This window comes from Paraburkholderia sp. J76 (assembly GCF_905220295.1).
Taxonomy (GTDB): Bacteria; Pseudomonadota; Gammaproteobacteria; order Burkholderiales; family Burkholderiaceae; genus Paraburkholderia.
The window spans coordinates 188,918-214,304 of record NZ_CAJMZJ010000013.1 but is presented as its reverse complement, the minus strand read 5'-3'; the positions used below and the strand labels follow the sequence as shown (position 1 = coordinate 214,304).

The window sequence follows — 25,387 nt, the reverse complement described above, 5'->3', positions numbered from 1 at the left end:
CTGCTTCGGGCCGGCAGCGGGCCAAACACTATGGTAAGGTCTGCTGACCATCAGATGGACGGATTGCCGCGCACCATTGCATGTTCGCCCGTTGACGAGGGGTGATGTCATGAATCACGTCTATCGCTTATGCTGGAATCATTCTCTCAGGCAGTGGGTTGTCGCATCGGAGCTCGCGCGCAGGCGTCCGGGCAGGGGCGCCGCTGGCCGGTGCGCCTGCCTGCGCACCGTCACGGCGTACGTGCTCGCATGGACGCCGTTGTTGTGGAGCAGTATCGCATTTGCCGCAGGAGCCCCGAGCGGCGGCCAGATCGTGTCTGGCATCGGCTCCATCAGCCAGGCGGGCGCCGTCACCACTATCCAGCAGGGTAGCCCCACGCTTCAGTTGAGCTGGCAGAGCTTCAATGTCGGCGCCGGCCAGACGGTGAATTTCGTGCAGCCGGGCGCCAGTGCGCTGGCGGTCAACCGTATTTTCGGCAGTACGCCGAGCGCCATCATGGGCCACCTGAACGCCAACGGCCAGGTATGGCTCATCAACCCCAACGGCGTGCTGTTCGGGCCGGCCGCGCGCGTGAATGTCGGCGGCATCGTGGCCTCTACGCTCGACGTGGATCCGAACACCCTCGGCAGCAGTACCCGGCGCTTTAGCGGGAACGGCACGGGCAGCGTTGTCAACCAGGGCACCATCACGGTAGCGGACGGCGGATATGCCGTGCTACTGGGCAACAAGGTGTCCAATCAGGGCGTGATCACCGCACGGCTCGGCACCATCGCGCTCGCGGGCGGCAGCGCCGCCACGCTCACGTTCGACAGCGCGCGGCTCGTCCACGTCCAGGTGGATGCGAGCACGCTCGGCAACCTGGCCGAGAACCACGAACTGCTGGTGGCCGACGGCGGCCAGGTGGTCATGACCGCGGGCGCGAGAGATGCGCTGCTCGCCAGCGCCGTGAACAACACGGGCAAGATTCGCGCGCAGACCGTCGAGGACCACGAGGGCAAGATCGTGCTGCTGGGTGGCATGACGGCCGGGCAGGTCAGCGTAGGCGGCACCCTGGACGCGAGCGCGCCGAACGGCGGAAACGGTGGCTCCATCGAGACCTCTGCAGCCCGGTTCAACCTTGCACCCAATGCGCATATCACGGCGGCCGCGCCGCTCGGGCGGGCCGGCACATGGCTCGTCGACCCGACCGACCTGACCATCGACGCCAACGCTGCCAGCACGATTTCGGGCACGCTGAACGGCGGCACGAACGTCGTCGAGCAGACTACTGCAACGGGCGCGACGGGCGCTGGCGTGCAGTCGCCCGGCGCGGGCGACATCACCGTCGCCTCGGCCATCAGCTGGACGAATGCAGCGGCGAGCCTGACGCTTGATGCGTACAACGCCATCAACGTGAACGCAGGCGTAAGCGGTGCGGGCGGCGTGACCATGCTGGCGCGCGGCGCGAACCTGACGATCGGTGCGGGCGCGTCGATCACGGGCGGCACGGGCGTGACGCTGGCCACAGGCGGCAACTTCGTGAACAACGCGGGCAGCTCGGCGGTCAGCACAGGCACCTCGGCCCCATGGCTGATCTATTCGACCAATCCGGCGAACGACACTGCCGGCGGTCTCACGCCTTCATACATTCAGTACAACGCACCATACGGGACAACGCCGGCGGCTTCCGGCAACGGCTTCCTCTACAGCCTCGCGCCGACGATCACGCTCACAGGCTTGACTGGCAGCGTGACCAAGGTCTACGACGGCACGACCGCCGCGAACCTGACCAGCGCGAATCTGCAGACGACGGGGCTCGTCAATGGCGACGTCATCGCCAGCGCGACCGGCACTTACGCGACCTCCAACGCAGGCACGGGCATCACGGTGAACTCGCCTACGACGTTCGCGGGCGTGGTGGTCACTACGGCGGGCGGCATTCCGGCCTACGGCTACCAGGCGAAGGGCCAGGCTTCGGCCAGCATCGGCACCATCACGCCCGCGCCGCTCACGGCCAGCATCGTCAACGACCCGACCAAGGTGTACGACGGAACCACGTCGGCGTCGCTCGCGGCCAGCAACTACAGCTTCACGGGTTTCGTGCAGGGGCAGGGCGCGAGCGTGAACCAGGCGAGTTCCGTTTCGTACGCGAGCCCCAACGCTGGCACGGGCATCGCCGTCAACGCGACCTTCACGTCGACCAATTTCGTCGCGAGCAGCGGCACGAACCTCGCGAACTACACGCTGCCGACCTCGGCGACCGGCACCGGCACCATCACGCCCGCGCCGTTGAACATCACTGGCCTCATCGCCAACAACAAGGTCTACGACGGCACGCGGGCCGCCGCGCTCAACACCAGCGGCGCGTCGCTGTTCGGCGTGATCAGCACGGACAGCGGGCAGGTCTCGCTGGACTCGAGCGGCGGAGCCGGCACGTTCGCCACGCCCAACGTGGGCAACGGCATTGCCGTGGCGGCAACGGGCTTTACGCTCACGGGCGCCAAGGCCGGCAACTACCAGATCTCGCCGCCGCTCTATCTGGCCGCCAACATCACGCCCAGGACCGTGACGATCACGGGCGTCACGGCCAGCGACAAGGTGTACGACGCCACCACGGCGGCGCCGCTGAATCTCTCCAACGCCACCATTACGGGTCTCGTACCCTCGGATGCCGGCAACGTTTCTCTCTCGACGAACGGGGCCGCCGGCACGTTCAGCCAGTCGAACGTGGGCAACAACCTGACCGTGTCGGTCAACGGCATGACGCTCTCCGGATCGGCGGCGGGCAATTACAACGTGACCGGCATCACCGGGCTCACCGCCAACATCACGCCCGCACCGCTCACGATCAGCTTCCTCGGCTCGCCGACCAAGGTCTACGACGGCAGCGCCAGTGTCCAGCTCAATCAGTCGAACTACACGATCACGGGCTTCGTGGGCGGGCAAAGCGCCACCATCGGCCAGGTGACTGGGGGCTATGCGACGCCCCATGCGGGCACCGACATCCCCGTCAACGCGACGCTCACGGCTTCCGATTTCGTGCCGGCGGCCGGCACGTCGATGTCGAACTACACGTTCCCGACCACCGTCTCCACCACGACGGGCGTCATCACGCCCGCGCCGGTTCAGGTCACCATCATCAACAACCCGACCAAGACCTATGACGGCAACGACACGGCTACGCTCGGGGCCAGCAATTACCAGGTGAGCGGTGCCATCCCCGGCGAGTCCATCACCCTGAATCCCTACCCGGCAACGGGCACCTATGCGTCGTCCAACGTCGGTTACTGGAACGTGAGTGCGAGCATTCCGGCTGGCGACTACCAGGCCGGCGCGAACACGCTGCTCTCCGACTACGCGTTGCCGACCCTCGCGACGGGCATGGGCACGATCGTAAAGCGGCAGATCGGGCCCGGCGAGTTGACGGCGTCGATCACGGACAACCCGACGAAGACCTACGACGGCAACACGACCGCCACCATTCCTGCGGACGGTTTCACATTTAGCGGCTTCGTCGCCGGCCAGGGCGCGACGGTCAACCACACCATCACCGGGCAGTACGCGACGAAGGACGCCGGGCCCCAGCCCGTGACGGCGAGCCTCGCGCAGTCCGACCTCACGCCGAACGCCGGAACCAACCTCAACAACTATTCGTTTCCGGTCGCGGCTTACGGCATGGGCACCATCAATCCGGCCCAGTTGATCGTCACCATCATCGGCAACCCCACCAAGGTCTACAACGGGTCCACGATCGCGCACGTCGACAGCAGCAACTTCCAGATCAACGGCTTCGTGAGCGGCGAGGGTGCCAGCATCGCGCCCACCGCGGAATTCGACTACGGCGAGGCGAACGCGGGCACGCGCATCATCGCCGGCTCGCTGGTGCCGGGCAACTACACGGCCAACAGCGGCACGCTGCTCAGCAACTACCTGCTGCCCACCCGGGCCACGGGCCCTGGCACGATCACGCCCGCGCCGCTGTATGTGCTCAACGCGTTCGCGACCAGCAAGGTCTACGACACGACGACTGCCGACACGCTCAATGTGAGCAACGCGACGCTCTCGGGTCTCGTGCCGTCCGACGCGGGCAACGTCACGCTCAATACGACGACCTCGGGAACGTTCGCGCAGTCCAATGTCGGTAACGGCATTACGGTGACGGCGAACGGCTTCAGCATCTCGGGCAGTGCGGCGGGCAACTACACGCTGCAGCCGGTTACCGGGCTCGCCGCGAACATCACGCCCGCGCCGCTCGTCATCAACGGGGCGGTGGCGAACAACAAGGTGTACGACGCCACCACCAACGCCACGATCAATACCAGCGGCGCGACGCTTTCGGGCGTGCTGGGTACCGACAACGTCACGCTTTCTTCGGGCGGCGCCACGGGCCAGTTCATCACGGCCAACGTGGGCAACAACCTGGCGGTCACGGCAAACGGCTTTACCGTGAGCGGTGCGCAGGCGGCCAATTACACCGTGTCGCAGCCCTCGGGCCTGTTCGCCAACATCACGCCGGCGCCGCTCACGGTCACGATCACCGGCAACCCCATCAAGCAGTACGACGGCACGACGTCGGTGGCGCTCGGCGCGTCCGACTTCTCCATCACGGGCTTTGTCGGCAACCAGAGCGCGACGGTCACGCAGACAGCGTCGAGCGGCTACCACTCGCCCAATGTGGGCACGAACGTCGGGATCAGCGCGACGCTCGAGCCGTCCGATTACACGGCGGCGCTGGGCACGAACCTGTCGAACTACTCCCTGCCGACTCAGGCTACCGGCACGCTCGGCGAGATCACGGCGAAGATCATCAATCTCACCGGTCAGCGTGTTTACGACGCCACGACGGGCGCTGACGCGAGCCTGTTCCTGACGAGCAACGGCGTGATCGACGGCGTCAATGGCGAGACGCTGAGCTTGAGCGGCGCCGGTGTATTGACCACCAAAAACGTGGGCAAGCAGCAGCCGTTCGCGAACTTCGGCACGCTGGCACTCGGCAACGGCAGCAACGGCGGCCTTGCGAGCAATTACACGCTCGTGGGCGGCGTGGACTGGGTGACAATCACGCCGGCAACGCTCACGGTTCTCAATACGGTGGCGGCAAACAAGGTTTATGACGGCAACACCAACGCCACGCTGTCCGGCTCGACCTTGAACGGCGTGCTGGGTGCTGACCAGGTGACGTTGGGCAGCGACACGGTTGGCCAGTTCAACGACAAGAATGTGGGAACGGGCAAGCCCGTCTCCACAAGCATGACCGTCTCGGGCACGGACGCGGGCAATTACACGCTCATTCAGCCCACGGGCATCAAGGCCGACATCACCCCGCTGGGCATCACGGTCACGGCCACGGGTATCGACAAATACTACGACGGCACCAGGAATGCCCAGGTCAATCTCACCAACTCGCCCTTGGTAGCGGGCGATAACCTGACTTTTGACTACTCGGCCAGTTTCTCCCAGGCCAACGTCGGGCAAAATCTGCCGGTGACGGTAACGGGCATTACCGCGACCGGCGCCAATGCCGGCAATTACACACTGCTCAATACGACGGCGGATACCACCGCCAACATCCTGGCCCGCATCATCAATCTGCAGGGCACGCGCGTCTACGATACGACCGCCAACGCGGACTCGAGCGTGTTCGCGCCAGGCGGTACGATCGCCGGCGTCAACGGCGAGACGCTGACCCTGACCGGCACCGGCACGCTGAACGACAAGAACGTGGGCAACCAGAAGGCGCTCGCCGGCTTCGGCACGCTCGCACTCGGCAACGACACCGGCCAGGCCGGCAACTACACGCTGACGGGCGGCACGGACTGGGTGACGGTCACGCCGGCCCAACTGACCGTTGCGGGCACGCTCGCGCATGACAAGCAATACGACGGCAACACCAATGCCGCGTTGACGGGCGCCACGCTGGTGGGCGTGCTCGGTTCGGACAACGTGGTATTGGGCAACGACACGATTGGCCAGTTCGACAACAAGAACGTGGGCACTGATAAGCCGGTGACCACGAGCATGACGGTTTCGGGTACGGATTTCTCGAACTACACGCTCGTGCAGCCGACCGGCCTTACGGCCAGCATTACCGCCTTGCCCATTGTCGTAGTGGATGCCGCGGGTCACGACAAGGTCTATGACGGCACGAGGGCGGCGACGGTCGACCTGAGCAGCCCCAATGTCGTGGCCGGCGACACCGTGACCATTAGCGACACCTCCGCGCTTTTCGCTACGCCCAACGTCGGCACTAACATCGGCATCGCGGTGACAGGCATCAACCTTAGCGGCGCCGACGCCGGAAACTACGTCCTGCAGAACACGACCGCGACCACGAGCGCCAACATCACGCCCTTCGTGATCAACCTGCAGGGCCAGCGTGTCTACGACGCGACGACCAACGCCAACGCGAGCCTGTTCGCACCTGGCGGCACAATTGCCGGCACCAACAACGAGACGCTGACCTTGACCGGCACAGGCGTGCTGAACGACAAGAACGTGGGCAGCCAGAAGCCATTCACGGTCGGCACGCTTGCGCTGGGCGACAGCACTGGCCAGGCCAGCAACTACACGCTCCTGGGTGGCCAGGACTGGGTGACGGTCACACAGGCGCCGCTCAGCGTCGTCGGCACCACGGTGGACACGAAGGTCTACGACGCCAACACGAACGCCACGCTAAGCGGCGCGGCGCTCTCCGGCGTGCTAGGGAGCGATTCCGTGACGCTCGATAATGGCACCACCGGCACGTTCGACAACAAGAACGTGGGCACCGGCAAGACGGTAACCGCGAACATGTCGATCTCGGGCACCGACGCGGCCAATTACGCGTTCACGGGACCCAGCGGCCTCACTGGCACGATCACGCCGCTGGCGATCACGGTGGACGCGACCGCGCAGAACAAGACGTATGACGGCAATGCGACCGCCACGGCGTCGGTCGCCAGCACGGGTGTGCTGTCCGGCGACACCGTGAATTTCGCCCTGGGCACGGCGAACTTCTCCGATCCGAACGTGGGCATCGGCAAGACGGTCATGGTGGACGGCATCACGAAGAGCGGCGCGGATGCAGGCAACTATACGATCAACACGACCGCATCGACCACGGCCGACATTCTGGCCGCCGTGCTGAATCTCACCGGCACGCGCGTGTACGACGGCACCACGGGCGCCGACGCCACACTGTTCGGCACGAACGGTACGCTCACGGGCGTGAATGGCGAAACGCTCACGCTCACGGGCAGTGGCGTGCTGAACAACAAGAACGTGGGCGACCAGAAGCCGTTCACGCCCGGCACGCTCACGCTCGGCAACGGCACCGGACTCGCAAGCAACTACACGTTCGTGGGCGGCACGGACTGGGTGACGGTCACGCCGCTCGGGATCACGGTGGGCGCAACCGCCGCGAACAAGACCTACGACGGCACGACCGCCGCCGCGGCCACGCTCACGCCCACGGGCGTGCTCGCGGGCGACACCGTGAACTTCAGCTCCACCGGCGCGACCTTCGCCCAGAAGGACGTGGGCAACAACATTGCGGTCACGGTGAACGGCATCGCGGCGGCCGGCGCGGATGCGGGCAATTACTCGTTCAACACCTCCGCGACGACCGCGGCGGACATCACGCCCTATACGCTGATCCTGCAAGGCGAGCGCGTGTACGACGGCACCACCGGCGCCGCCGCCACCCTGTTCGGCAACAACGGCGTGCTCACGGGCGTGAACGGCGAGACGCTCACGCTCTCCGGCACCGGCACGCTCGCAGGCAAGAATGTGAACGCCGCGCAGCCGTTCGCTGCGAACGGTTTAGCGGGCTTCTCGCTCACGGGCAACAACGGCGCTTCCCAGGGTAACTACACGCTGGGCACCGGCACAGGCGACTATGTCAACATCACGCCGAAGCTGCTGACGGCCTCGGCCGTGGGCGACAACAAGGTCTACGACGGCACGACGACCGCCACGATCAGCAATTTCACCGTGAACGGCCTCGTGGGGAACGACAACGCGCAGGTGTACTACCAGTCGCCTAATTTCACCCAGGCCAATGTCGGCCAGAACATCCCGATCACGGTGAGTCTCTACGCCACCGGCTCGGACATCAGCAACTACACGTTCGGTAGCAATGTGCTTGTCACGAACGCGAACATCACACCGCGCGTGCTGACTGTCACGGCCAGCGCGCAGAACAAGATCTATGACGCGACCACAGCGGCGACGCTCAACGGCCTGACCGTGAGCGGCCTCGTGGCGGGTGATACGGCCACCTTCACGGGCAGCGGTAACTTCGTGTCGCCTAACGTGGGCAACGGCATCCAGGTGAACGTCGCGGGCATCACGGGCACGGGCAGCGACCTCGGCAACTACACGTGGAACACCACAGCCACCGCGAGCGCGGATATTCTCCCGTACGTGCTCAACCTTACGGGCACCCGCGTCTACGACGGCACGAACCAGGCCGAAGCAAGCCTTTTCGGCAACGGCGGCCAGTTGACGGGCGTCGCCGGTCAGACGCTCACGCTTGCCGGCACGGGCACGCTCTCCACGAAGAACGTGGGACAGCAACAGCCGTTCGAGGCGAACGGCCTCGCAGGCTACACGCTCACGGGTAACAGCGGCGCGCTCGCCGGCAACTACACGCTCGCAGGCGGCGTGGACTGGGTCGCCATCACGCCGCTCGCGGTCAACGTGACCGCAACGGGCGCGAACAAGGTCTACGACGGCTCACGCACGGCTACGGTCGGTCTCGCGAGCAACGGAATCCTGAGCGGCGACAGCGTCAGCTTCAGCGACCAGTCGGCCAGCTTCGCCACACCCAACGCCGGCAACGGTATTCCGATCTCGGTGGCAGCCATCACGGCCAGCGGCGCGGACGCCGGCAACTACACGTTCAATACGACGGCGGGCACGTTCGCCGACATCACGCCGGCCGTCCTTAACCTCACGGGCAGCCGCACGTACGACGCGACCACCGGCGCGGCGGCGGGACTGTTCGGCACGAACGGCGTGCTCCAGGGCGTGAATGGCGAGACGCTGACGCTCTCGGGCACCGGCACGCTCGCCACCAAGAACGTCGGCAAGCAGAATGCGTTCGCAGCGGGCGGGCTCGGCGGCTACACGCTGGTCGGCAATGGCGCGGCGCTTGGCAGCAACTACACGCTGGCAGGTGGTGTGGACTGGGTGACGGTCACGCCCGCGCCGCTCATGGTGGTGGGCACGCGGACGACCAATCGCGCCTATGACGGCACCGTGCTCGATGCGCTCTCGAACGCGCGGCTCTCCGGCGTACTCGGCAGCGACACGGTGACGCTCGGCAACGACAGCGTGGGCTACTTCCACGATCCCGCCGTGGGCTTCAACAAGCCGGTGACCACGGCGATGACTGCGGGCGGCGCCGATGCGGGCAACTATGTGCTCGTGCAGCCGGCGGGCCTGACCGCCGACATCATCGCCCCCGTTTCTCCGGTGCCTGTAGGCACGCTCGCGAACGTCCAGGCGCCGCTCGGGCCCGACGACCCGACGACGCCGTACGGCACCGCCCCCGACACCGCACAGGGGAACTATGCCGGCAACCAGAAGCAGGCAGAGCATCCCAACGAGCGCAATGTGTCGCACGCGGACTTCCATCCCGGGCTGGCGCTCACGGTGCTCAACGGAGGGGTCCGCCTGCCCGCGAACTGAGGTGAACCGGGGTGAACCGAGGCCTCCACGTGAAGGAAAGGACAACGCAGAACAACGCGCGCGTGACAGCGCGACAAGATACCTACCATGATCGAGATTCGCTCGAACCGTTTGCGCAAAACACGAATTGGTCTCGCCATCACGCTTGCCACGGCGGCGCTGGCCGCGCACGGACAGGCGCGCGTGGCGACGCCGAACAGCGGCAGCGGCCAGTTGCTTCAGCAGATGCCGCAGCCTTCGACGCAGCCGCCTTCCTCGAACCTCGATCTGACGATCCAGCAGCCGAAGGAAGCGCCAGCGGACAACACGAAGACCTTCCCGGTCCGCAGGATCGAGATCACAGGCAACACCGAGTTGCCCACCGAACTGCTGCATCAGGTGGTCGCGTCGAGCGAGGGCAGGAACCTCACGCTCGCCGACCTGAACGCGCTCGCCGATACCATCAGCGATGTCTATCACGAGCATGGCTACCCGCTTGCCACTGCCTATGTGCCCGCGCAAACGGTGGAGAGCGGGGTCGTGCGCATCGACGTGGCGGAGGCGCGCTACGGCGCCGTCACGCTGAACAACCAGAGCCAGGTATCGGATCGCGTGCTCAACAACACGCTCGCGGCGCTGCAGTCCGGGCAACCGGTCAGCGAGTTCCAGCTCGAACGCACGTTGCTGCTGATGCAGGACATTCCCGGCGCAGAGGTGAGTTCAACGTTACGGCCCGGGCAGCAGGTGGGCACCTCCGACCTGCTAGTCGACGTGGCGTCCCAGCAGCGCGTCGTCGGAGACGCTGGCGTGGATAACTTCGGCGACCCCTATAGCGGCCGCGTGCGAGGCAGCGGCAACCTGACCATCAACGGGCCTTTCAACCAGGGCGATCTGCTGGATTTCAGCGCGCTTACCACGGGCCCCGGGATGACCTACGGGCGCATGGACTACCGGTATCTGCTCAACGGCCAGGGCACGACGCTCGGGGCTACGATGTCCGCGCTTAACTATCACCTGCGCAACGACCTCTCGGACCTCGATGCTCACGGTTCGGCATTCGTGGCGGGTGTTGTGCTGGCCCAGCCGCTGATCCGCAATACGCGCGGCAATCTGTTCGGCCAGATCGAGTATGACTTTCGCAGGCTCAACGACAACATCGACGTGATCGGCCTCCAGAACGACCGCCATACGAATGGCGTGACCACTACGCTCTCGGGAGACGAGCTGGATTCGAACGGCGTTCTGAATGGGCGCGTGGCGGTGACTTACGGCGTGAAATCCGCGAACAACCTGCAGACCGACATCATCGACCAGCTCGGTGCCAACACGGCGGGCCATTATGTCAAGCTCGCGCTGTCCTTCTCGCGGCTGCAACAGCTCACGAAAAGCGACGCACTTTACTTCGGTTTTTCCGGACAGAACGCGAGCAAGAACCTCGATACCTCCGAGCAGTTCTATCTGGGCGGCCCGGATAGCGTGCGGGGCTACGACGTGGGCGTGCTGTCCGGTTCGAGGGGCTACCTTGCGACGGTCGAATTCCGGCACGACTCGACCTTCCAGAATGTGTCGGGAATCTGGCAGTTCTCCGCGTTCGTGGATACCGGCTGGGTGCAGCAATACAAGAATACGTTCGTTCCCGGGCCCAACACGGGGCAGTTGAGCAGCGCAGGTTTTGGCGTGCAGTGGGACGGCCCCTACAAGCTGCTGGTGAGCGCAAGTGTGGCATTTCCGTTCGGCCGTACTCCGGAAATTCTCAGCGCGAATTCGAATACGTCGGTCCACTGCTGGGTTCAGCTGCGCAAATCTTTCTAGGCGCTTATTCGATAACGGATAAACTCAGCCTTTATTTTCTGACCGTTGTGGGGGCACCGGCTGAGCGGCCGGTGCAAGCGAACACCTGTCAAACCGGCTGGCGTGCCGGTAGACCCGTTCCCGCTCACGAGTCACGAGCAGCCGGCGCTTCATGAGCGATCGGTCTGTACTGCCGATTCCCATGAGAACGATGGATCGTGGCAGTGCGTCTTCGCGTTCTGCCATGCGTTGTCTGATCTCGTCGAGTCCAGCTACGCGCCCAGCGCGAAACGTAACGCCGAATTCATATAGCAGCCCACGTAGCTGATTTATCTGCAAATCGTCCGGAACTTGACGAGTAGCGAGCGCATACGATGAAGCCCTAGCTTCGCTTGCTGGTCTTCTGTCTTGAAGGCAACCGTGCGCATGCAACACAAACTTCAATTCTCTTGCTGCGGTAAAGCGAGCATGCATCGCGCCGCGTCCCAAGGGGCAGACTATGTAACCAGGTTCAGTAGGTGGGCGGCGTCACGGCACTAATGATCTCAGCATCGGAGTCGCCTGCATTGCGGAAACGGTGTGGCTCAGCGCTGTCAAAATAGTATCCGTCGCCACGGCGCAGAACTTTCGTCATATTGCCCACTGTCACCTCTACTTCTCCACTGAGAACGAAGCCGGTTTCCTGAGCACGATGCGAGAATGCTTCGCCAGTGTCAGCGCCGGGCTTGTAGGTTTCCTTGAGCATGAGAATTGCACGGTTCGGGTGATTCATGCCGAGCATCCGGTACGAAATTGAGTCGGTATCACCGATCTCCACCAGATCTGTCTCTGCATAGAACGGCGAGTAAGGCAGCGAGGTCTGGAGACCATCAAAAAATCCCACCAGCGTTGTGCCTAGCGCGTCCAGCATTGCCGAAAGCGTATCGACGGTCGGACTCGTTTTGTCCCGCTCGATCAGCGAGATCGTCGCGTGAGAAACGCCCGAGCGGGTTGCGAGTTCCCGCACCGTGAGCTTCCTGCGTTTGCGCAATTGTTTCAGGTGCGGACCCAGTTGGGGCATACCTACTCTCCTCGTATCAGTCGGTTATTCTACTTCACGTGCCTGTCACGACGAGCCGCTAAATCGGAAGGAGCGCCATTACATGGGCGCTCCTGTGTGGACGAGTGCTACAGCATGCCAGAGAAGCTTGCCATCATCACAACGCGTTGACCTGCTCTCCATTGACAACGTGGGACGTCTTGTCCCGCTTTTGGAGATAAAAACCTGTAACAACGAGAATCGCCGTCAGGAATGCAGTGGATGCAAGTTCGCCCCGGAATCCCGGGAATACGGCCATCGTCAAAAAGACACCAAGAATGAAGATGATCGTCAGAACGGTGAGATAGGGGAAGAACCACATTTTTACTTCGAGTGGCTTGCCGTGCGCGACCAGCTCACGGCGCATAAAGAGTTGTGTAACGGCGATCACAAGATACATCAGGAGCGCGATGGCGCCGCTCGTCGCAAGCAGAAACTCGAACAGCGCTTTGGGCAGCATATAGTTTGCTGCGAGTGCGGCCAGGGCAACGATCGCCGTGCAATAGATGGCGGAGCGAGGAACGCCCTGACTGCTGGTCTTCGACAGCCGAGCCGGCGCGTCGCCGCGCGTTGAGAGCGAATAGACCATACGTGACGCCGTGTAAATTGCCGAATTCAGGCAGCTCACGACGGCCACCAGAACCACGACGCTCATGATTTGAGGCGCGCCCGGGATGTTCATCGCAGTCAGGACAGCCTGGTAGGAACCTTTCGAAAGGCCGGGTGCGTTCCAGGGAACGAGGCAGATCACCACGAACATCGATCCGATATAAAAAAGCGCTAGACGCCAGATAACTGCGCGGATAGCTTTCTTGATATTGCGACGCGGCTCCGCCGATTCGGCTGCTGCGATCGTGACCACTTCCGTACCCTGAAAGCTGAACATCGCTGTTAACAGCGCGGCCACCACAGCAACATATCCCTTGGGAAAGAACCCACCATTTCCCATAAGATTGGACCAACCGTGGGTCGAAGAAAACGGCAGAAATCCCAGGATGGCGAGCGTCCCCAAGAAAATAAACAGAACGATAGACGCGACCTTGATAATCGAGAGGATATATTCCAGTTCGCCGAAATTATTGACGCTCATGCAGTTCGCGGCGATCAACGCGAGCGTGATGCCGAACGCGGTGACGCATCCTGACACGCCGAGCCACGAGCCGAGGATGTTGCCAGCAACGATGGCTTCGATGCTGACAACGAGCACATAGAACCACCAGTACAGCCAGCCTATCGAAAAACCCGCCCAGCGTCCCAGTGCCCGGTCAGCATACGAGGAAAATGAGCCGGTCTCGGGACTGGCGCAGGCCATTTCGCCGAGCATCTGCATGACGACGACCACAATGAGCGCAGCAGCGACGTACGCGATGATGACTGCCGGACCGGCAAGCGCGATTGCAGAAGACGAGCCGACGAACAGGCCAGCGCCGATGACGCCGCCGATTGAAATCATCGTCACCTGGCGGGATTTCAGGCCGCGCCCTAATTGTCCCGCGCCGCTGTGTGGGGTGGTTTTCATATCGTTCAATGATCTCATGTGCGTTGACTGCTCCGGAGTGTCTTACACCGTTTTCCAAGGCGAAACCCCATCGCTTGGTTAATGAAACTATTGTGACCACCGATTTTCTGTTGTGGAGGGCGGATAGGGGCGCCGTGCACCAGAATCGATCTGGTAGAAGGGGGTTGCCCCGCCGCTTGAACTCTCGCGGGTCCGATGCGGTATATCAATGCCTTTGGCATGCACCAAATGCGGGCAAATTAGGGGTCTTCCCTGCGTCGCCGTGGTGTTCAATAAACTATCCAGGCTTCCGCTCTGCTCTTGCGAGCGGTCATTGCGGTCGTTAGGCTCTGTGTGATTGCAATGTCACTCGTCTTCATCCGTGCGCATCGCGTACATAAATTGGGGGGTGAACATATGCTCGCTGCGATTTCCCGGCGGCGACTCGCATTTTCCTATGGAGTAGCTATGAAAAACCTTATTGGAGACGTCTCGAGCGCCGCACGTATCCTGCCCGACCTTAATGGAGAGGCGTTATTTGTCGCCCGAGGAAAGGGGGCATATCTCTGGGACACGAAAGGCAAACGCTACATCGACACGGCTCTGGGCTTCGGTGCAGTCTTGCTGGGGCATGCTCACGACGGGGTCGCTGCACGCGTCGTCGAAGCACTTAACGAAGCCCCGGCGCCTTCGTGGGCGCATGTGCGGGAGCATGCTGCGGCAAGCGAACTCGCGCGGCACACCGGCGATTTGACCAGGGTGATTTTCAACAACTCGGGCAGCGAAGCGGTCCATCTTGCATGTCGTGCTGCTCGCGCGTATACCGGACGCACGAAAATTGCAAAGATGGCTGCAGGCTTTGACGGTTGGTTCGACGAGATTACGCTCGGAAACGTAGCGGGTGCCGATGCCGATTTCGCGGATGGTGCGCGCCCGTCGAGCGAGCGCGTGACCCTGCTTCGTTTCAATGATTTTGAAGATGTCGGGCGACTCTTCGCAGAACACGATGACATCGCGGCGATCATCATGGAACCAATGCTGGCAAACGCCGGCTGCTTGATGGCGGCACCCGGCTACCTGAAGCATGTTGAGGCGGTCGCTCGCCAGCATGATGCATTGCTGATCGCAGATGAAGTATTGATGGGCTTCCGTCTGCATGCCGGCTTGACCAGTCAGCGCGAGGGGCTGCGCCCGGACCTGGCGACTGTCGGCAAGGCGATCGGCTCCGGAGTACCCGTTTCGGCCGTCGTTGGACGTCCGGACGTTCTTGAAGGTTTCGAGCAAGGGCGTGTACTGCGGGGCGGGACCTTCTCTGGCAATCCGATGGCGTGCGCCGCGCTGACCAGCACCCTCGAAGTACTCGATACCGCCGACTATGCGGCGCTAACGATGGCAGGTGAGTCCTTGCGGGCGCATATCGTGACGGCGTTTGCGGAACAGGGTATTGCTGTATCGACGAGTGGATATGGAACGGTCTTTACAATCTGGCCGTGTGCCACGGCACCCGAGACGTATCGCGAAGCACTTGGCGTTGCGTCGAAAGTGTTTTCGACTGAACTGCACCTCGTTCTTCGCGACCTCGGATTGCTTGTGATGCCGTCTCCGTTCGGCCGAATTTACGTATCGTTTGACCATACCGCCGAAGTGGTCGAAGAAATGAAGGTGATTTTCAGCAAAGCTGCCGCGCGAATGAGGTCTGCGAAGTATGCTGAGGCGCTCGCTGTCTAGAGGCTCACAAAGGGTTGCGCAGCAGATGGCCACCGTGAGTAGGTGGCCTACCACACTGCGCCCGACAGCTTCTCGCGAAAAAAGTCGAGAAATGCCTTGATTCGTGGGCTCGTGTGTTTTCTGTCTGCGTGGATAAGAAACACAGGCTCGCGTAACGGCAATTGAAATTCAGTGAGCAAAGGCACAAGTGAGCCGTCGGCGATATCATTACCGATGTGGAAATTGGCAAGCCGCACGATTCCTTCGTCGGCGAGTGCGATATCGCGCAACAGATCACCCTGAGTAAACGACGCCCGACATTTTACCGGTACGGCAACTATCTCATCGTTGTGGCGAAACGACCAGCTATTCCACGGACTGGCGAAGGCGAAATTGAAACAGCGGTGTTTCAGAAGGTCGGATGGTTCGCGCGGCGTGCCGTGGATTTCGAGGTATCGTGGTGATGCACAGACTATCCACTCAGCTTCACCGAGACGATAAGCCACGTGCGACGAGTCGGGCAACACGCCGCTGTGGATCGCTATATCGACGCCTTTTTCAAGTAGGTCTACGTACTGCGCGCCCACCTGAATTTCGACAGAAAGCTCGGGATACTGATCAAGAAAGGCGGGCAGGCGATGGAGGATCTGATGCTTTGCAAAGGTCGCCATGGTGTGAACGCGCAACACACCAGCAACCTGTTGTGGAAGTGACTCGCCGACAGTTTCTGCTGCGGCCATCGCGCGGATCACGTCGCGAGCGGTGTGCTCGTAAGATCGCCCCTCCTCGGTCAGCGTATGTGCGTGCGGGCCGCGATAAAAAAGTCTGACGTTGAGACGCTTTTCCAGGTGCGCGATCGCCTTACTGACGGTCGAGGGCGCAAGGTCGTGATCCCGGGCCGCGGCGGAAAAATTCCCGCTATCGACGGCCCAGACGAAAATCTGGATTTGTGTGTAGAGGTCCATAGTCGACACGCTACACGATCAGCGAAAAAAATTCGAGGTGGGGCAGAGGCCACCTTCAATTGTGCACTCTACATCTTAGCGGATGAACTGCTCGACGTAATTATCCGGCAAGCCCAAGTTCGTGTAGTGCTTGCGAGCCGCCTCAAGCTTAGTGAACACGTCTTCGTATCCGACAGCGACTCCTTGGGGATCGACGTACGTGTAGCCACCGGTCACGTGAAACCAGGTGATCATTTCTTCGACGCCTTCCGGAACGACCAACGTATGTGTCTCTCCAGCCGGCTCGTGAGCGTAGGAGCCTTCCTCCGCGATCCAGTCGTGTTCCAGGTATTGCCAGCGGCCTTTGAGAACGATGGCATGGACTGCGCCCGTGTGACGGTGGCGGGAGAGGACGCCGGCTTTGCGAACCCGGAGCAGATTGACGTAGTAGCCGCCGCTCGTCGAAAGCAGTAGAGGCTTGAAAGAGACGCTTTGCGTGACCGGCACCCAGAGGTCATCGTTTTCGAGCCATTTGTCCAGGACGTTGAGGTGCACGAGATCTGGCGACATATAAGGAACCTGTGGCAATGCATAGGGGATAGCGAGTTCGTCGGGCTTTGGGGTGGACATATTTGAATTCTCCGTGTGGGAACAACCTGCGATTGACGCGGACTGGCGCGCTGCTAGATTCAGGATGCTACGGATTGCGGCCCGGTTCGCCCAGCATCAAGGCGGCACAGGGGGTATTCTGAAATGGATCAGGGCAGTTCGGCCTCAAGCTCAGTAGATCGACAATCGGCCAATGTTCGACGGTCCGCTGTTGGGTGCGTAGGCGACATTTATTCGTCGGTACGGTTGCCCTGTGAATGTCTCTTTGAACCGCCCCGGATTTTGTGGCTCCAACTCTTGAGAGAATGGAGCCATGAACAAGAAGGCGACGAAGTTTTCCCCAGAAGTCCAGGAGCCTGCAGTGCGCCTCGTGCGCGAGCAGCGTAGCGAACGTCCGTCGATGTGGGCGGCGGTCGAATCGATTGCGCCGATGATCGGCTGCACACCGTAGACGCTTCACGAATGGGTCAAGCGCGACCAGGTCGACCACGGTGAGCGCGATGGCGTGACCACAGACGGGTGCGAACGCCTCAAGGCCTTGGAGCGCGAAGTTAAGGAGTTGCGTTGTGCCAACGAGATTCTCAAGGTCGCGAGCGCGTTTTTCCCCCAGGCGGAGCTCGACCGCCGTTTCAAGTCCTGAAGGCCTTCATTGATCAGCATCGCGACGCCTTCGGGGTTGAGCCGATCTGCAGGTCTTGCGGATTGCCCCGTCGGGCTACCGACGTCATGCCGCGCAGCTTCGTGATCCGTCGCGGCGCTCGGTTCGCGCAGGCACGTGGATAACGCGTCTTATCAATCGCCTCGCCCACAAAAATGCGGACAGGTTCATTCTCCCGAGCAGCCCTTCACGAACACGTCCTTGACGGGCGCGAGTTCTGTGATTTCTGCCTTCGCCGCGGGATAACCGCGCAATTGGTCGGTGTCGATTTTTAGAGGCACGGGATTCGATCACAGCACACGTTTGAGGAAGCGTTTGACTGCGGCCTTGTCCCGCGCTTCTGCAGAAGCACATCTAGATCGGTGCCACCGCATTCATCCACGGCCGGGCTCGCCGCGCAGCTTCCCGAACACTTCGTCCAGATGCCATATGCTGCCGCGTTTGCCTCGCACCGCAGACACTTGCGCATCTTCTCGACAAAGATCGACAATGTGCGCAGGAAACCGAATTGCTCATAGAGCCTAGCCCGGACACTGTTGCGCGTAAACATCACCATGTCGCGACCGGTTTTATGCAAAAACGACCATAGTTTGCGGCGACGGTGCAGTCCCGGCGTGCTCAGCGCCATTCACAATCCGATGCTCGATCAGGCACCCGGTGTTGTGCCCAAAAGTCCGCCAGGCAATGCGTTAACGTCTCTGCGCGAGCAGTGGCCGAAGCTAATCCGTTACGTCGAGAACGGGGACTGGCCGATATCAAATAACCATGTGTTATGGTGCTAGCTGCATGACACAGATTGTCGGCGGTAGGCAGGACGACCATCGCGATTGATCAAGGCATCGATTCCCGTTTTGTCTCATGCAATCCATCAACCAGTTCGAATAGCGCGACGGGCTTAACAAAGTGCCGCTCGAATCCAGCGGCATGGGCTCGCTTGATGTCCTCGGATTGACCGTATCCGGTGAGCGCAAAAAGCCGCAATGCGGCATTTTCGGATTGCGCACGCAACGCGAGTGCGAGTTCATAGCCGTCCATACCGGGCAGGCCAATATCAAGCACTCCGACGTGTGGCTTGAACTGCGCCGCGACCGTTAGCGCCTGGGCAGGATCCAGCGCGGTTCTTACTTCAAAGCCGAATTCCTGGAGGAATGCCTCCATCGAATAAAGACCGTCTGCGTTGTCGTCGACCAGCAGGACGCGAACGCCCGGCCGCTCCATCGGTGGGGCCGGGAACGCAGTCGGTGACGCCTGCCTGCTGTCGAGTTGCGCGCGGGTCGCAAGCGGGAGCGTCACCGTGAAAGTGGAGCCTTTGCCCGCACCTTCGCTTTCTGCACTGACGTTCCCGCCATGCAGTTCGACCATGTTCTTCACGAGCGCGAGACCGATGCCGAGACCGCCTCTCGACCTGTCGATGGTCGTCAGGCCCTGCTCGAAGATCCGGAACAGTCTGGGCATCAGTTCGGCGCTGATGCCTGCTCCGTTATCCGAGATCGCGACTGCCACATGTCCGGCTGTCGTATGCGCCCTGACGCGGATCTCGCCCCCCGTATCCGTATATTTCGACGCGTTATTCAGCAGGTTGCTGAACGCCTGGGTGAGCCGGGTGAGATCTCCGTAGATCTGTGCCCCGTCATCTGACAGTGCGACGGTCAGACGCTGGTTGCGCTGCTCAACGAGCGGGCTTGCTGCCTCGATCGCGCGCGTGACCACGGAGCTGATCCGCAGGCATTCCCGCTGCAGTTCGATCTTCCCGCGCGTGATGCGGCTCACGTCCAGCAGATCCTCCACCAGACGCGACAGGTGGGCCACCTGCCGCTCGATGATCTCCAGATAGCGGTCGCCGACATTACCGCGTTCCCGCCGCATCAGCGCCAGTGCGGTGGTGATCGGCGCGAGCGGGTTTCGCAGCTCGTGGCCGAGCATGGCGAGGAATTCGTCTTTCGCGCGGTTGGCTTCCTCGCGCTCGTGCGCCGCCCGGGCCGCCTGGATGCCGGTCGCGGCCTGAGAGGTTGCCGCTCGCAGGAACGCGATCTGGTTGAGTGTCGGGAATGATGGCGACGCAGATCCGAACCATACGCTTCCCTGACCTGAACTGAATCCCATGCTCAGCCGGATCAGCCACATCGAACCTGCGGGTGTCTCGCTCAGGCTGACGCCCGTCCCGATGGGCAACACTTGCCAGCTCTCGATGTTGCTTCGCCAGCTGCTCAGTTCATCGCGCTCGACCTCTCGCCCGCGCAGCCTCAACTGAATCAGTGGCGCCCTGGCGGGCAACAGGGGAACATCGACGTAACAGATATCAAGCGGCACGATCCGCTCAATGGCCTGCGTCATCAATGCGACAACTGCTTTGCCGTCCGCGCCGACCCAAAGTGCAGGGAGCGCCAGCAGGCCCATCAAGTCTCTCAGGGCGTGCTCGGCGCTTTCGCCATTCTCGCCATCGTATCGGTCTCTTTTCATCGGCATGATCGCCTGGGGTCACCGGCGCAGATCGAATGCTCAGATGTCCGCACGCTCTTTGCGCGCCTCAAGTTCCTTGATCATTCCCGACGGCGGAATGAAAAACGGGTTCTCCTGCACGATGCCGTTGATCAGCGTCAGCGGATGGGTGCGGAGCACGTCCATCAGCATGGCACCCGACAGCTTGGCCATGTCATAAACGCAAACCGCGTGTTGACGGTTGCGTTCGATGATCTCGTTGACTTCGGCTTCGTACATGATGAGTTCTGGCGCTCCCGGCGTATCACCGAAGGCCCAGTCCATATTTCCCATGATACGAAGCTGCGAAAACCCTTTCGCGCGCCCCGCGTCGGACAGGCCGTCCACCAGCGCGAGCATCCTGTCCTTGTCGAACCTGCCCTGCTCATCGAGATAGGCTTGCGGCCACGTAAGGACTTCAAGCTGTCCGCAGGCCTCGCACTGGTGCGTGTCGATGCCTGCCTTCTCCAGCCGGGCACGGTGATCGTCCAGATTAGCGGGATCGACGATGTGAAGATTCCTCTCGCCGTTGTCCACGCCCTGCCTGTAATACGGATTGAGCGCGTCGTATTCTTCGTCGCGGCTGTTGAAAAACGCGCATACATGGTAGGCACCGAGCGGCGTGCCGGCGATAGTAGTGGGACTAGTCATGTCATGTTCCTGAATAGAGGCGCTTCGATACAGCGGACTGGGCGCGTCATGCCCGTAGAAGTCGATCGCCTGCGTCTCATACGTGCTACCGGCGGTCATCCACGTTGCCACCTATGGCGGGCGAGGGCGATCGAATTATATCTCTGACGGAGACGTTGCCGCCCTACGGTATGGCGGAAGCCACGACGGTGGAACTCCGCAGCGGAACGGGCGGTAACGTGCCGACGCAGGGAAGCGCGAAAATTCGCCAATGAACCGTGTCTCGCGCTCATCGGATCTGACCAAAATCCTGCCCTCATAGGCGAGCGCGATGCAGCGACACATGTACCAGTCCAGGGCCCGCGCCTGGCGAATTCCTCGGCGTCCGGGAATTGGATCAAAAAGCGCCCGCAACACCCCATTCCACGGCCAGCGGGGCCGATCTCGTTGCGATGACCTGTCTGTATGAGATGAGTATTGCGTGCGCCCGGCCGGCAAACGAATCTGCCAGGTGGCAGGGCAGCGTCCTTGGCGCTGCGGTCGAACTGAGCGCGCCGCGTCCAAGGCTGGCTAGTTCGACCTGCATCGGCTTGGGGGGGTAATACCTCTCGTGCGGCAGCGTATCTGTGGCCCTTGGGAAAGCGTCTGACCGCGCTCCTGCAAGGGCTGAGTTGCGATGGGGAGAGGAGAGCGCACCCAAACGATCGCAAACGTGCCCGACCGCGCCGGCATCACGCCGACGCACACTTGTCGGTGAAGTAGCAGCGTCGTGCGAACCCTATGCTGATCCGCAGTCACCGTTGAGGTCCCGAAGGCGCATGATCTGTTTACCGACGCCGGAACGGTGTTCCCACCAAATTGGGATGTGCGTCCAGCGTCTTCCGCCACCGAGCATGGGAGATCCGGACATGAAGATATGCCGGGCTACCAAATCCACCCGCACACCACAGTTTTGGTCAATGCGGCATGCAACCGTCATCGCGACCCTGCGCCGTATGCAGTTCGGCCGCAAGTCGGAGAAGCTCGATCGCCAGATCGAGCAGCTTGAACTGCGGCTCGAAGACCTGCAGCCCGACGAGGGTGCTGCGTATGATGGGCCCGTCAATACGACGGCCCGTATGCAAAACTGGGTGCTCGCTTTCACCGCGCAGGGCCCCCGGAATTGCGCTCATCGACGTTTTTTCGCCTTCTCATGCGGGTCAGATTGCTCGCAACCGTCGTCAGCTTGAAATGCTGGGTCGACGCCCCGGATGCCAAGATAAACCGTCTGCCGGATCCTACCGACGGTTTTACCCCAGCCGAAATGTTCTTCGATTCGTTTGCGGATGATCTGGCTGATCCGGTAATCCGCGTGCCGCGAAGTGCGGCCGTCAATTGCGCTGCCGCCCCAACGCATATCGTTGCGCGCGACATGCGGTGTCACGTTGCGAGCGCGGCAATCGTTCACGAAGACGAAGTCGCGGGTATCGTACGCCTTGTCGGCACCCACTGTCTTCGCATGAGCGCCTGGCACGCGATCGAGCAACTGCAACGCGCTCGCGCGCTCGGCGAAACCATCTGCGTGACTAACCACGGCGCCGACCACCAGCCCCGAACGACTTTCCATCAGGATGTGCCCGTGGTAGCACAGGATGGCCGGGCTCTCGTGGCTCTTCTTGGACAATCGCGTCTCCGGATCAGTAGTCGACTCGTGCGTGGCATTGCTACGTCGCTCGCCTTTCCAGTCAGTGTCGCGTTGCGGCCGCCGCCGCCTGGCGGACCATCGTCCGGGCCGTCCTTGCGGCGGAAGCTCTTGTGACTAGCCCACGCCAGAATCAGCGTGCCGTCCACCGAGAAATGGTCTCTCGAGAGCAAGCCCCGCTTGTCCGCCAGGCTCATGACTTCCGTAAAGAACGCTTCCACGACTTCATGCTCCAGCAGCCGGTCGCGGTTCTTCGAGAACACCGAGTGGTCCCACACGGTGTCCTCAATCGCCAGCCCGACAAACCAGCGGAACAGCAGGTTGTAGCGCATCTGTTCCATCAGCATGCGCTCGCTGCGCACCGAGTAGAGCACCTGCAACAGCAGCGCACGCATCAGTTTCCGGGCGCAACCGAAGCCCGGCCGGTGTCCGCGTAGATGGCACTGAACAGCCCATTGAGCCGTTTCAACGCATCATTCATCAGCAACCGGATCGGTCTGCAGGGACGAAGTCCTCCAGCTTGACCGTCGTGAACAGGGGCTCCTGCATCTCATCCATTCCGCGTATCGCATCTGCCGCCAAAGATCATGAACACGATATCCATAACGCTCGCCCCGCAAACCCCGTTTACACGGGATCCAAATTCAACAGCCTGCTAGGGGCTGGCCACCAAACGCCCGGCTACCTCAACCGGCCCCAACGCATCCTGCCCGTGTTCGGCCCCGTCGGTCCACGGACGAAGGCCGCACTACGCCAACTACCCGATGTGCTCGCGGTGAACGATCAGTCGCCACGGCTAGTCCAATGTCCAACTGATCCGCCGGCCCGGTGCTCATTGTCGTTACTTGGCCCAGGGGGTGACGGTATCGAACGAGATCTGATGCTACAGCTTCGTCACGTCCTGGCAGGTGCGACAAGCAGCACGGGCGCCAAGAATTGGACGCAAATGGACTTGCAAACGTGCGGATGGATCTCGTTTTAGCTCTGAGGCCGCAGGATCTTGTCCTCCGCTTGGAGACCAGGGACGCAGGCTTATTTGCTGCGCCGGGACCGCTGGTGTGAGCGGTCGGTCGCCTCATCCACACGCGAATTGTCGGTGGCAGCCTTCACGCGCCTCTTAACCGTATTCGGCGCATTCTTGGTCGAGCGACGAGACTTTTTGAGCTTCCGTTCGACTTCAGCGAGGAGTTCGCTGGGCGAGCATTTCAAAGCAGCAGCCAGCGCAAACAGCATAGTCAGAGTTGGCTGGTGTTGGCCAAGTTCCAGCATGCTGACGTAATTGCGCCGTATATCCGCTTCAAAGGCGAACTGCTCTTGTGTTAGCTCGGCGCGGATACGGCGTTCGCGCAGGACCGCCCCAAAGACTTCGGCCAACTCCAAATTTTTCTCCCAGTGAAATGGGAGCACTCTCCAGTTGGGGCTATAATTTGTCTTCCCAGTACACTAGGAATTAAGTGTGAAGTATCTGGCTGAAACCTATGTGCAGTCTGGGTTTTGTGGTTTTTTGGTGGTGATCTGTTCGCGGGAGGATGCTTGATCCTCTTGGGGGAGATTGGCGCGGTATAGGGCGGCTAGTTGATAGAGAAAGCAAAGAGGTAGTTGGCTGTATGTTTGTGACGAGTGAAATTAACCGGGTGCCTCCGTTGAACGTGCCTTTCGGCGGGTTGCCGGGCAGGGGGGTATGGTCAGCGGTCCAGCAACTGCTCCCGCGGGACGTCCTGATTCTCAGGGTGTCGCGGGCGCGTTCGCGGGCCGTCCCGACAATCGTGATGCTCGACCTGCCCGAGACGGCTGCGACGCTTGAGCAGTTCATCGAAGGGGCGGTCGTCCTGCGCGACGCGGCCATACTGAGCACGAGGCTCGCGCGGGAGGTCGAACAGTGGACGCTCGAGCCGCTTTGTGAGATCAGGGTGGGGGTGACCGAGTACGAGCATCGCGGGACAGGCAAACAGTTGCTCACGGTAACCCGGTTCACAACGGCAGCGGGGCGCACGTTATCGGTGCCGTACGCCCTCGCGGCAAAGCCCGCGCGCGGCAGGCGGCTCTGGCGCGCGAAGGCGCCGCCCGCAGCCCGTTGCTGACTCTGACCTGCAGTGGAGGCGCATCCAGGCAGGCCGGGCATGACCATTGAGGAGCCGGACATGTGGCCGCAACGGCGGGGCGGCATCGTGCTGTACCTCGATTTCGACGGTGTGCTTCATCCGAAGGATGTCTGGCGACGGCCGGGTTATGGTCCCTATGTCGCCACCCCACCAGGACATGTGGTGTTCGAACACGCGGCGCTGCTCGCGCGCTGCCTCGAACCGTACCCTGAGCTGCGCATCGTGCTGTCCACGAGCTGGGTGCGGGTGTTCCGCAGTGTGCGCACGACGGCCCGGCGTCTGCCGCAGGACCTGCGCCAGCGCGTGATTGGCGCGACCTTCCACGGCCGGATGGATCCGGTGTGGTTCCGGTCCGTGCCGCGTGGCGTGCAGGTCTGGGGCGACGTGTGCCGGCGACGGCCTGCAGCGTGGCTCGCGCTCGACGACGATGATGTGGGCTGGCCGGCAGTGTGCCGGGGGCACCTGGTGCATACCGACCCCGTGCTCGGCATCAGCGATCCGGCGGTCCTCGCGCAACTGGAGGCGCGGCTTGCCGCGATGCATCGTCCTGAAGGGGGCTTCCCGTGATAATCCGCCGCTT

At 62.1% G+C, this 25,387-nt stretch carries 13 protein-coding genes, 5 pseudogenes and 1 other annotated feature; of the genes and pseudogenes, 8 read left to right on the top strand and 10 right to left on the bottom strand.

Translation table 11 applies throughout. From position 1 onward, the window contains the following. The first annotated feature begins 109 nt into the window (after window positions 1-109). Window positions 110-9,652 (top strand): YDG domain-containing protein, encoded by a 9,543-nt coding sequence (locus U5768_RS23950; RefSeq protein WP_415913962.1) that lies wholly within the window; start codon window positions 110-112, stop codon window positions 9,650-9,652. Window positions 9,653-9,739: 87 nt separating this feature from the next. Then, window positions 9,740-11,443 (top strand): ShlB/FhaC/HecB family hemolysin secretion/activation protein, encoded by a 1,704-nt coding sequence (locus U5768_RS23945; RefSeq protein WP_322032869.1) that lies wholly within the window; start codon window positions 9,740-9,742, stop codon window positions 11,441-11,443. A 275-nt stretch (window positions 11,444-11,718) separates the two neighbouring features. On the opposite strand, the pseudogene U5768_RS23940 reads toward U5768_RS23945, so the two are convergent. The 3 genes and pseudogenes from U5768_RS23940 to U5768_RS23930 all read right to left on the bottom strand — a co-directional run. After that, window positions 11,719-11,850, bottom strand: a pseudogene (locus tag U5768_RS23940) (IS110 family transposase); the annotation flags it as partial. An 83-nt stretch (window positions 11,851-11,933) separates the two neighbouring features. Continuing rightward, window positions 11,934-12,482, bottom strand: a complete 549-nt coding sequence (locus U5768_RS23935; protein WP_322032868.1) for a cupin domain-containing protein — start codon at window positions 12,480-12,482, stop codon at window positions 11,934-11,936. A gap of 136 nt (window positions 12,483-12,618) precedes the next feature. Then, on the bottom strand, window positions 12,619-14,037 hold the full coding sequence (locus U5768_RS23930; RefSeq protein WP_322032867.1) for an amino acid permease: 1,419 nt from the start codon (window positions 14,035-14,037) through the stop codon (window positions 12,619-12,621). Between the two features lie 429 nt (window positions 14,038-14,466). Between U5768_RS23930 and U5768_RS23925 the strand changes: the two genes are divergently transcribed. Then, the gene (locus U5768_RS23925; RefSeq protein WP_322032866.1) at window positions 14,467-15,726 is read left to right on the top strand and encodes an aspartate aminotransferase family protein; all 1,260 of its coding nucleotides are present in this window, start codon (window positions 14,467-14,469) and stop codon (window positions 15,724-15,726) included. Window positions 15,727-15,773: 47 nt separating this feature from the next. Here the strand turns inward: U5768_RS23925 and U5768_RS23920 are convergent, their stop codons facing one another. Together U5768_RS23920 and U5768_RS23915 are read right to left on the bottom strand one after the other, a co-directional pair. Then, a complete protein-coding gene (locus U5768_RS23920) occupies window positions 15,774-16,670 on the bottom strand; it encodes a LysR family transcriptional regulator (RefSeq protein WP_322032865.1) in 897 nt (298 codons plus the stop codon). Between the two features lie 75 nt (window positions 16,671-16,745). Then, window positions 16,746-17,279: a 2,4'-dihydroxyacetophenone dioxygenase family protein gene (locus U5768_RS23915; RefSeq protein WP_322032864.1), complete on the bottom strand. Its 534-nt coding sequence runs from the start codon at window positions 17,277-17,279 to the stop codon at window positions 16,746-16,748. 292 nt (window positions 17,280-17,571) lie between these two features. Here U5768_RS23915 and U5768_RS23910 point away from each other — a divergent pair. Then, a pseudogene (locus U5768_RS23910) lies at window positions 17,572-18,028 on the top strand (transposase); the annotation flags it as partial. Next, window positions 17,853-17,968 (top strand) — a sequence feature (AL1L pseudoknot). It overlaps the preceding pseudogene by 116 nt. 64 nt (window positions 18,029-18,092) lie before the next feature. Here the strand turns inward: U5768_RS23910 and U5768_RS32005 are convergent. Next, window positions 18,093-18,380, bottom strand: a pseudogene (locus U5768_RS32005) (DDE-type integrase/transposase/recombinase); the annotation flags it as partial. A gap of 90 nt (window positions 18,381-18,470) precedes the next feature. On the opposite strand from U5768_RS32005, the gene U5768_RS23905 reads away from it, so the two are divergent. Beyond that, window positions 18,471-18,698 carry an IS66 family transposase gene (locus U5768_RS23905; RefSeq protein ID WP_415913965.1) on the top strand — a complete coding sequence of 76 codons (228 nt, stop codon included), beginning with the start codon at window positions 18,471-18,473 and terminating at the stop codon, window positions 18,696-18,698. A 49-nt stretch (window positions 18,699-18,747) separates the two neighbouring features. On the opposite strand, the gene U5768_RS23900 is transcribed toward U5768_RS23905, so the two are convergent. After that, complete coding sequence (locus tag U5768_RS23900) at window positions 18,748-20,376, bottom strand: ATP-binding protein (protein WP_322032863.1); 1,629 nt, start codon at window positions 20,374-20,376, stop codon at window positions 18,748-18,750. 39 nt (window positions 20,377-20,415) lie between these two features. Continuing rightward, the gene (locus U5768_RS23895; RefSeq protein WP_322032862.1) at window positions 20,416-21,144 is read right to left on the bottom strand and encodes an MEDS domain-containing protein; all 729 of its coding nucleotides are present in this window, start codon (window positions 21,142-21,144) and stop codon (window positions 20,416-20,418) included. A 743-nt stretch (window positions 21,145-21,887) separates the two neighbouring features. On the opposite strand from U5768_RS23895, the pseudogene U5768_RS32000 reads away from it, so the two are divergent. Next, window positions 21,888-22,112: pseudogene (locus U5768_RS32000) on the top strand (transposase domain-containing protein); the annotation flags it as partial. Between the two features lie 52 nt (window positions 22,113-22,164). Here the strand turns inward: U5768_RS32000 and U5768_RS23885 are convergent. Together U5768_RS23885 and U5768_RS23880 are read right to left on the bottom strand one after the other, a co-directional pair. Then, a pseudogene (locus U5768_RS23885) lies at window positions 22,165-23,263 on the bottom strand (IS5 family transposase). Window positions 23,264-23,737: 474 nt separating this feature from the next. Further along, on the bottom strand, window positions 23,738-24,085 hold the full coding sequence (locus U5768_RS23880) for a helix-turn-helix domain-containing protein (RefSeq protein ID WP_322032861.1): 348 nt from the start codon (window positions 24,083-24,085) through the stop codon (window positions 23,738-23,740). A gap of 389 nt (window positions 24,086-24,474) precedes the next feature. On the opposite strand from U5768_RS23880, the gene U5768_RS23875 reads away from it, so the two are divergent. After that, window positions 24,475-24,786: a hypothetical protein gene (locus U5768_RS23875; RefSeq protein ID WP_322032860.1), complete on the top strand. Its 312-nt coding sequence runs from the start codon at window positions 24,475-24,477 to the stop codon at window positions 24,784-24,786. A 39-nt stretch (window positions 24,787-24,825) separates the two neighbouring features. After that, a complete protein-coding gene (locus tag U5768_RS23870; RefSeq protein ID WP_322032859.1) occupies window positions 24,826-25,374 on the top strand; it encodes an HAD domain-containing protein in 549 nt (182 codons plus the stop codon). Window positions 25,375-25,387: the final 13 nt, after the last annotated feature.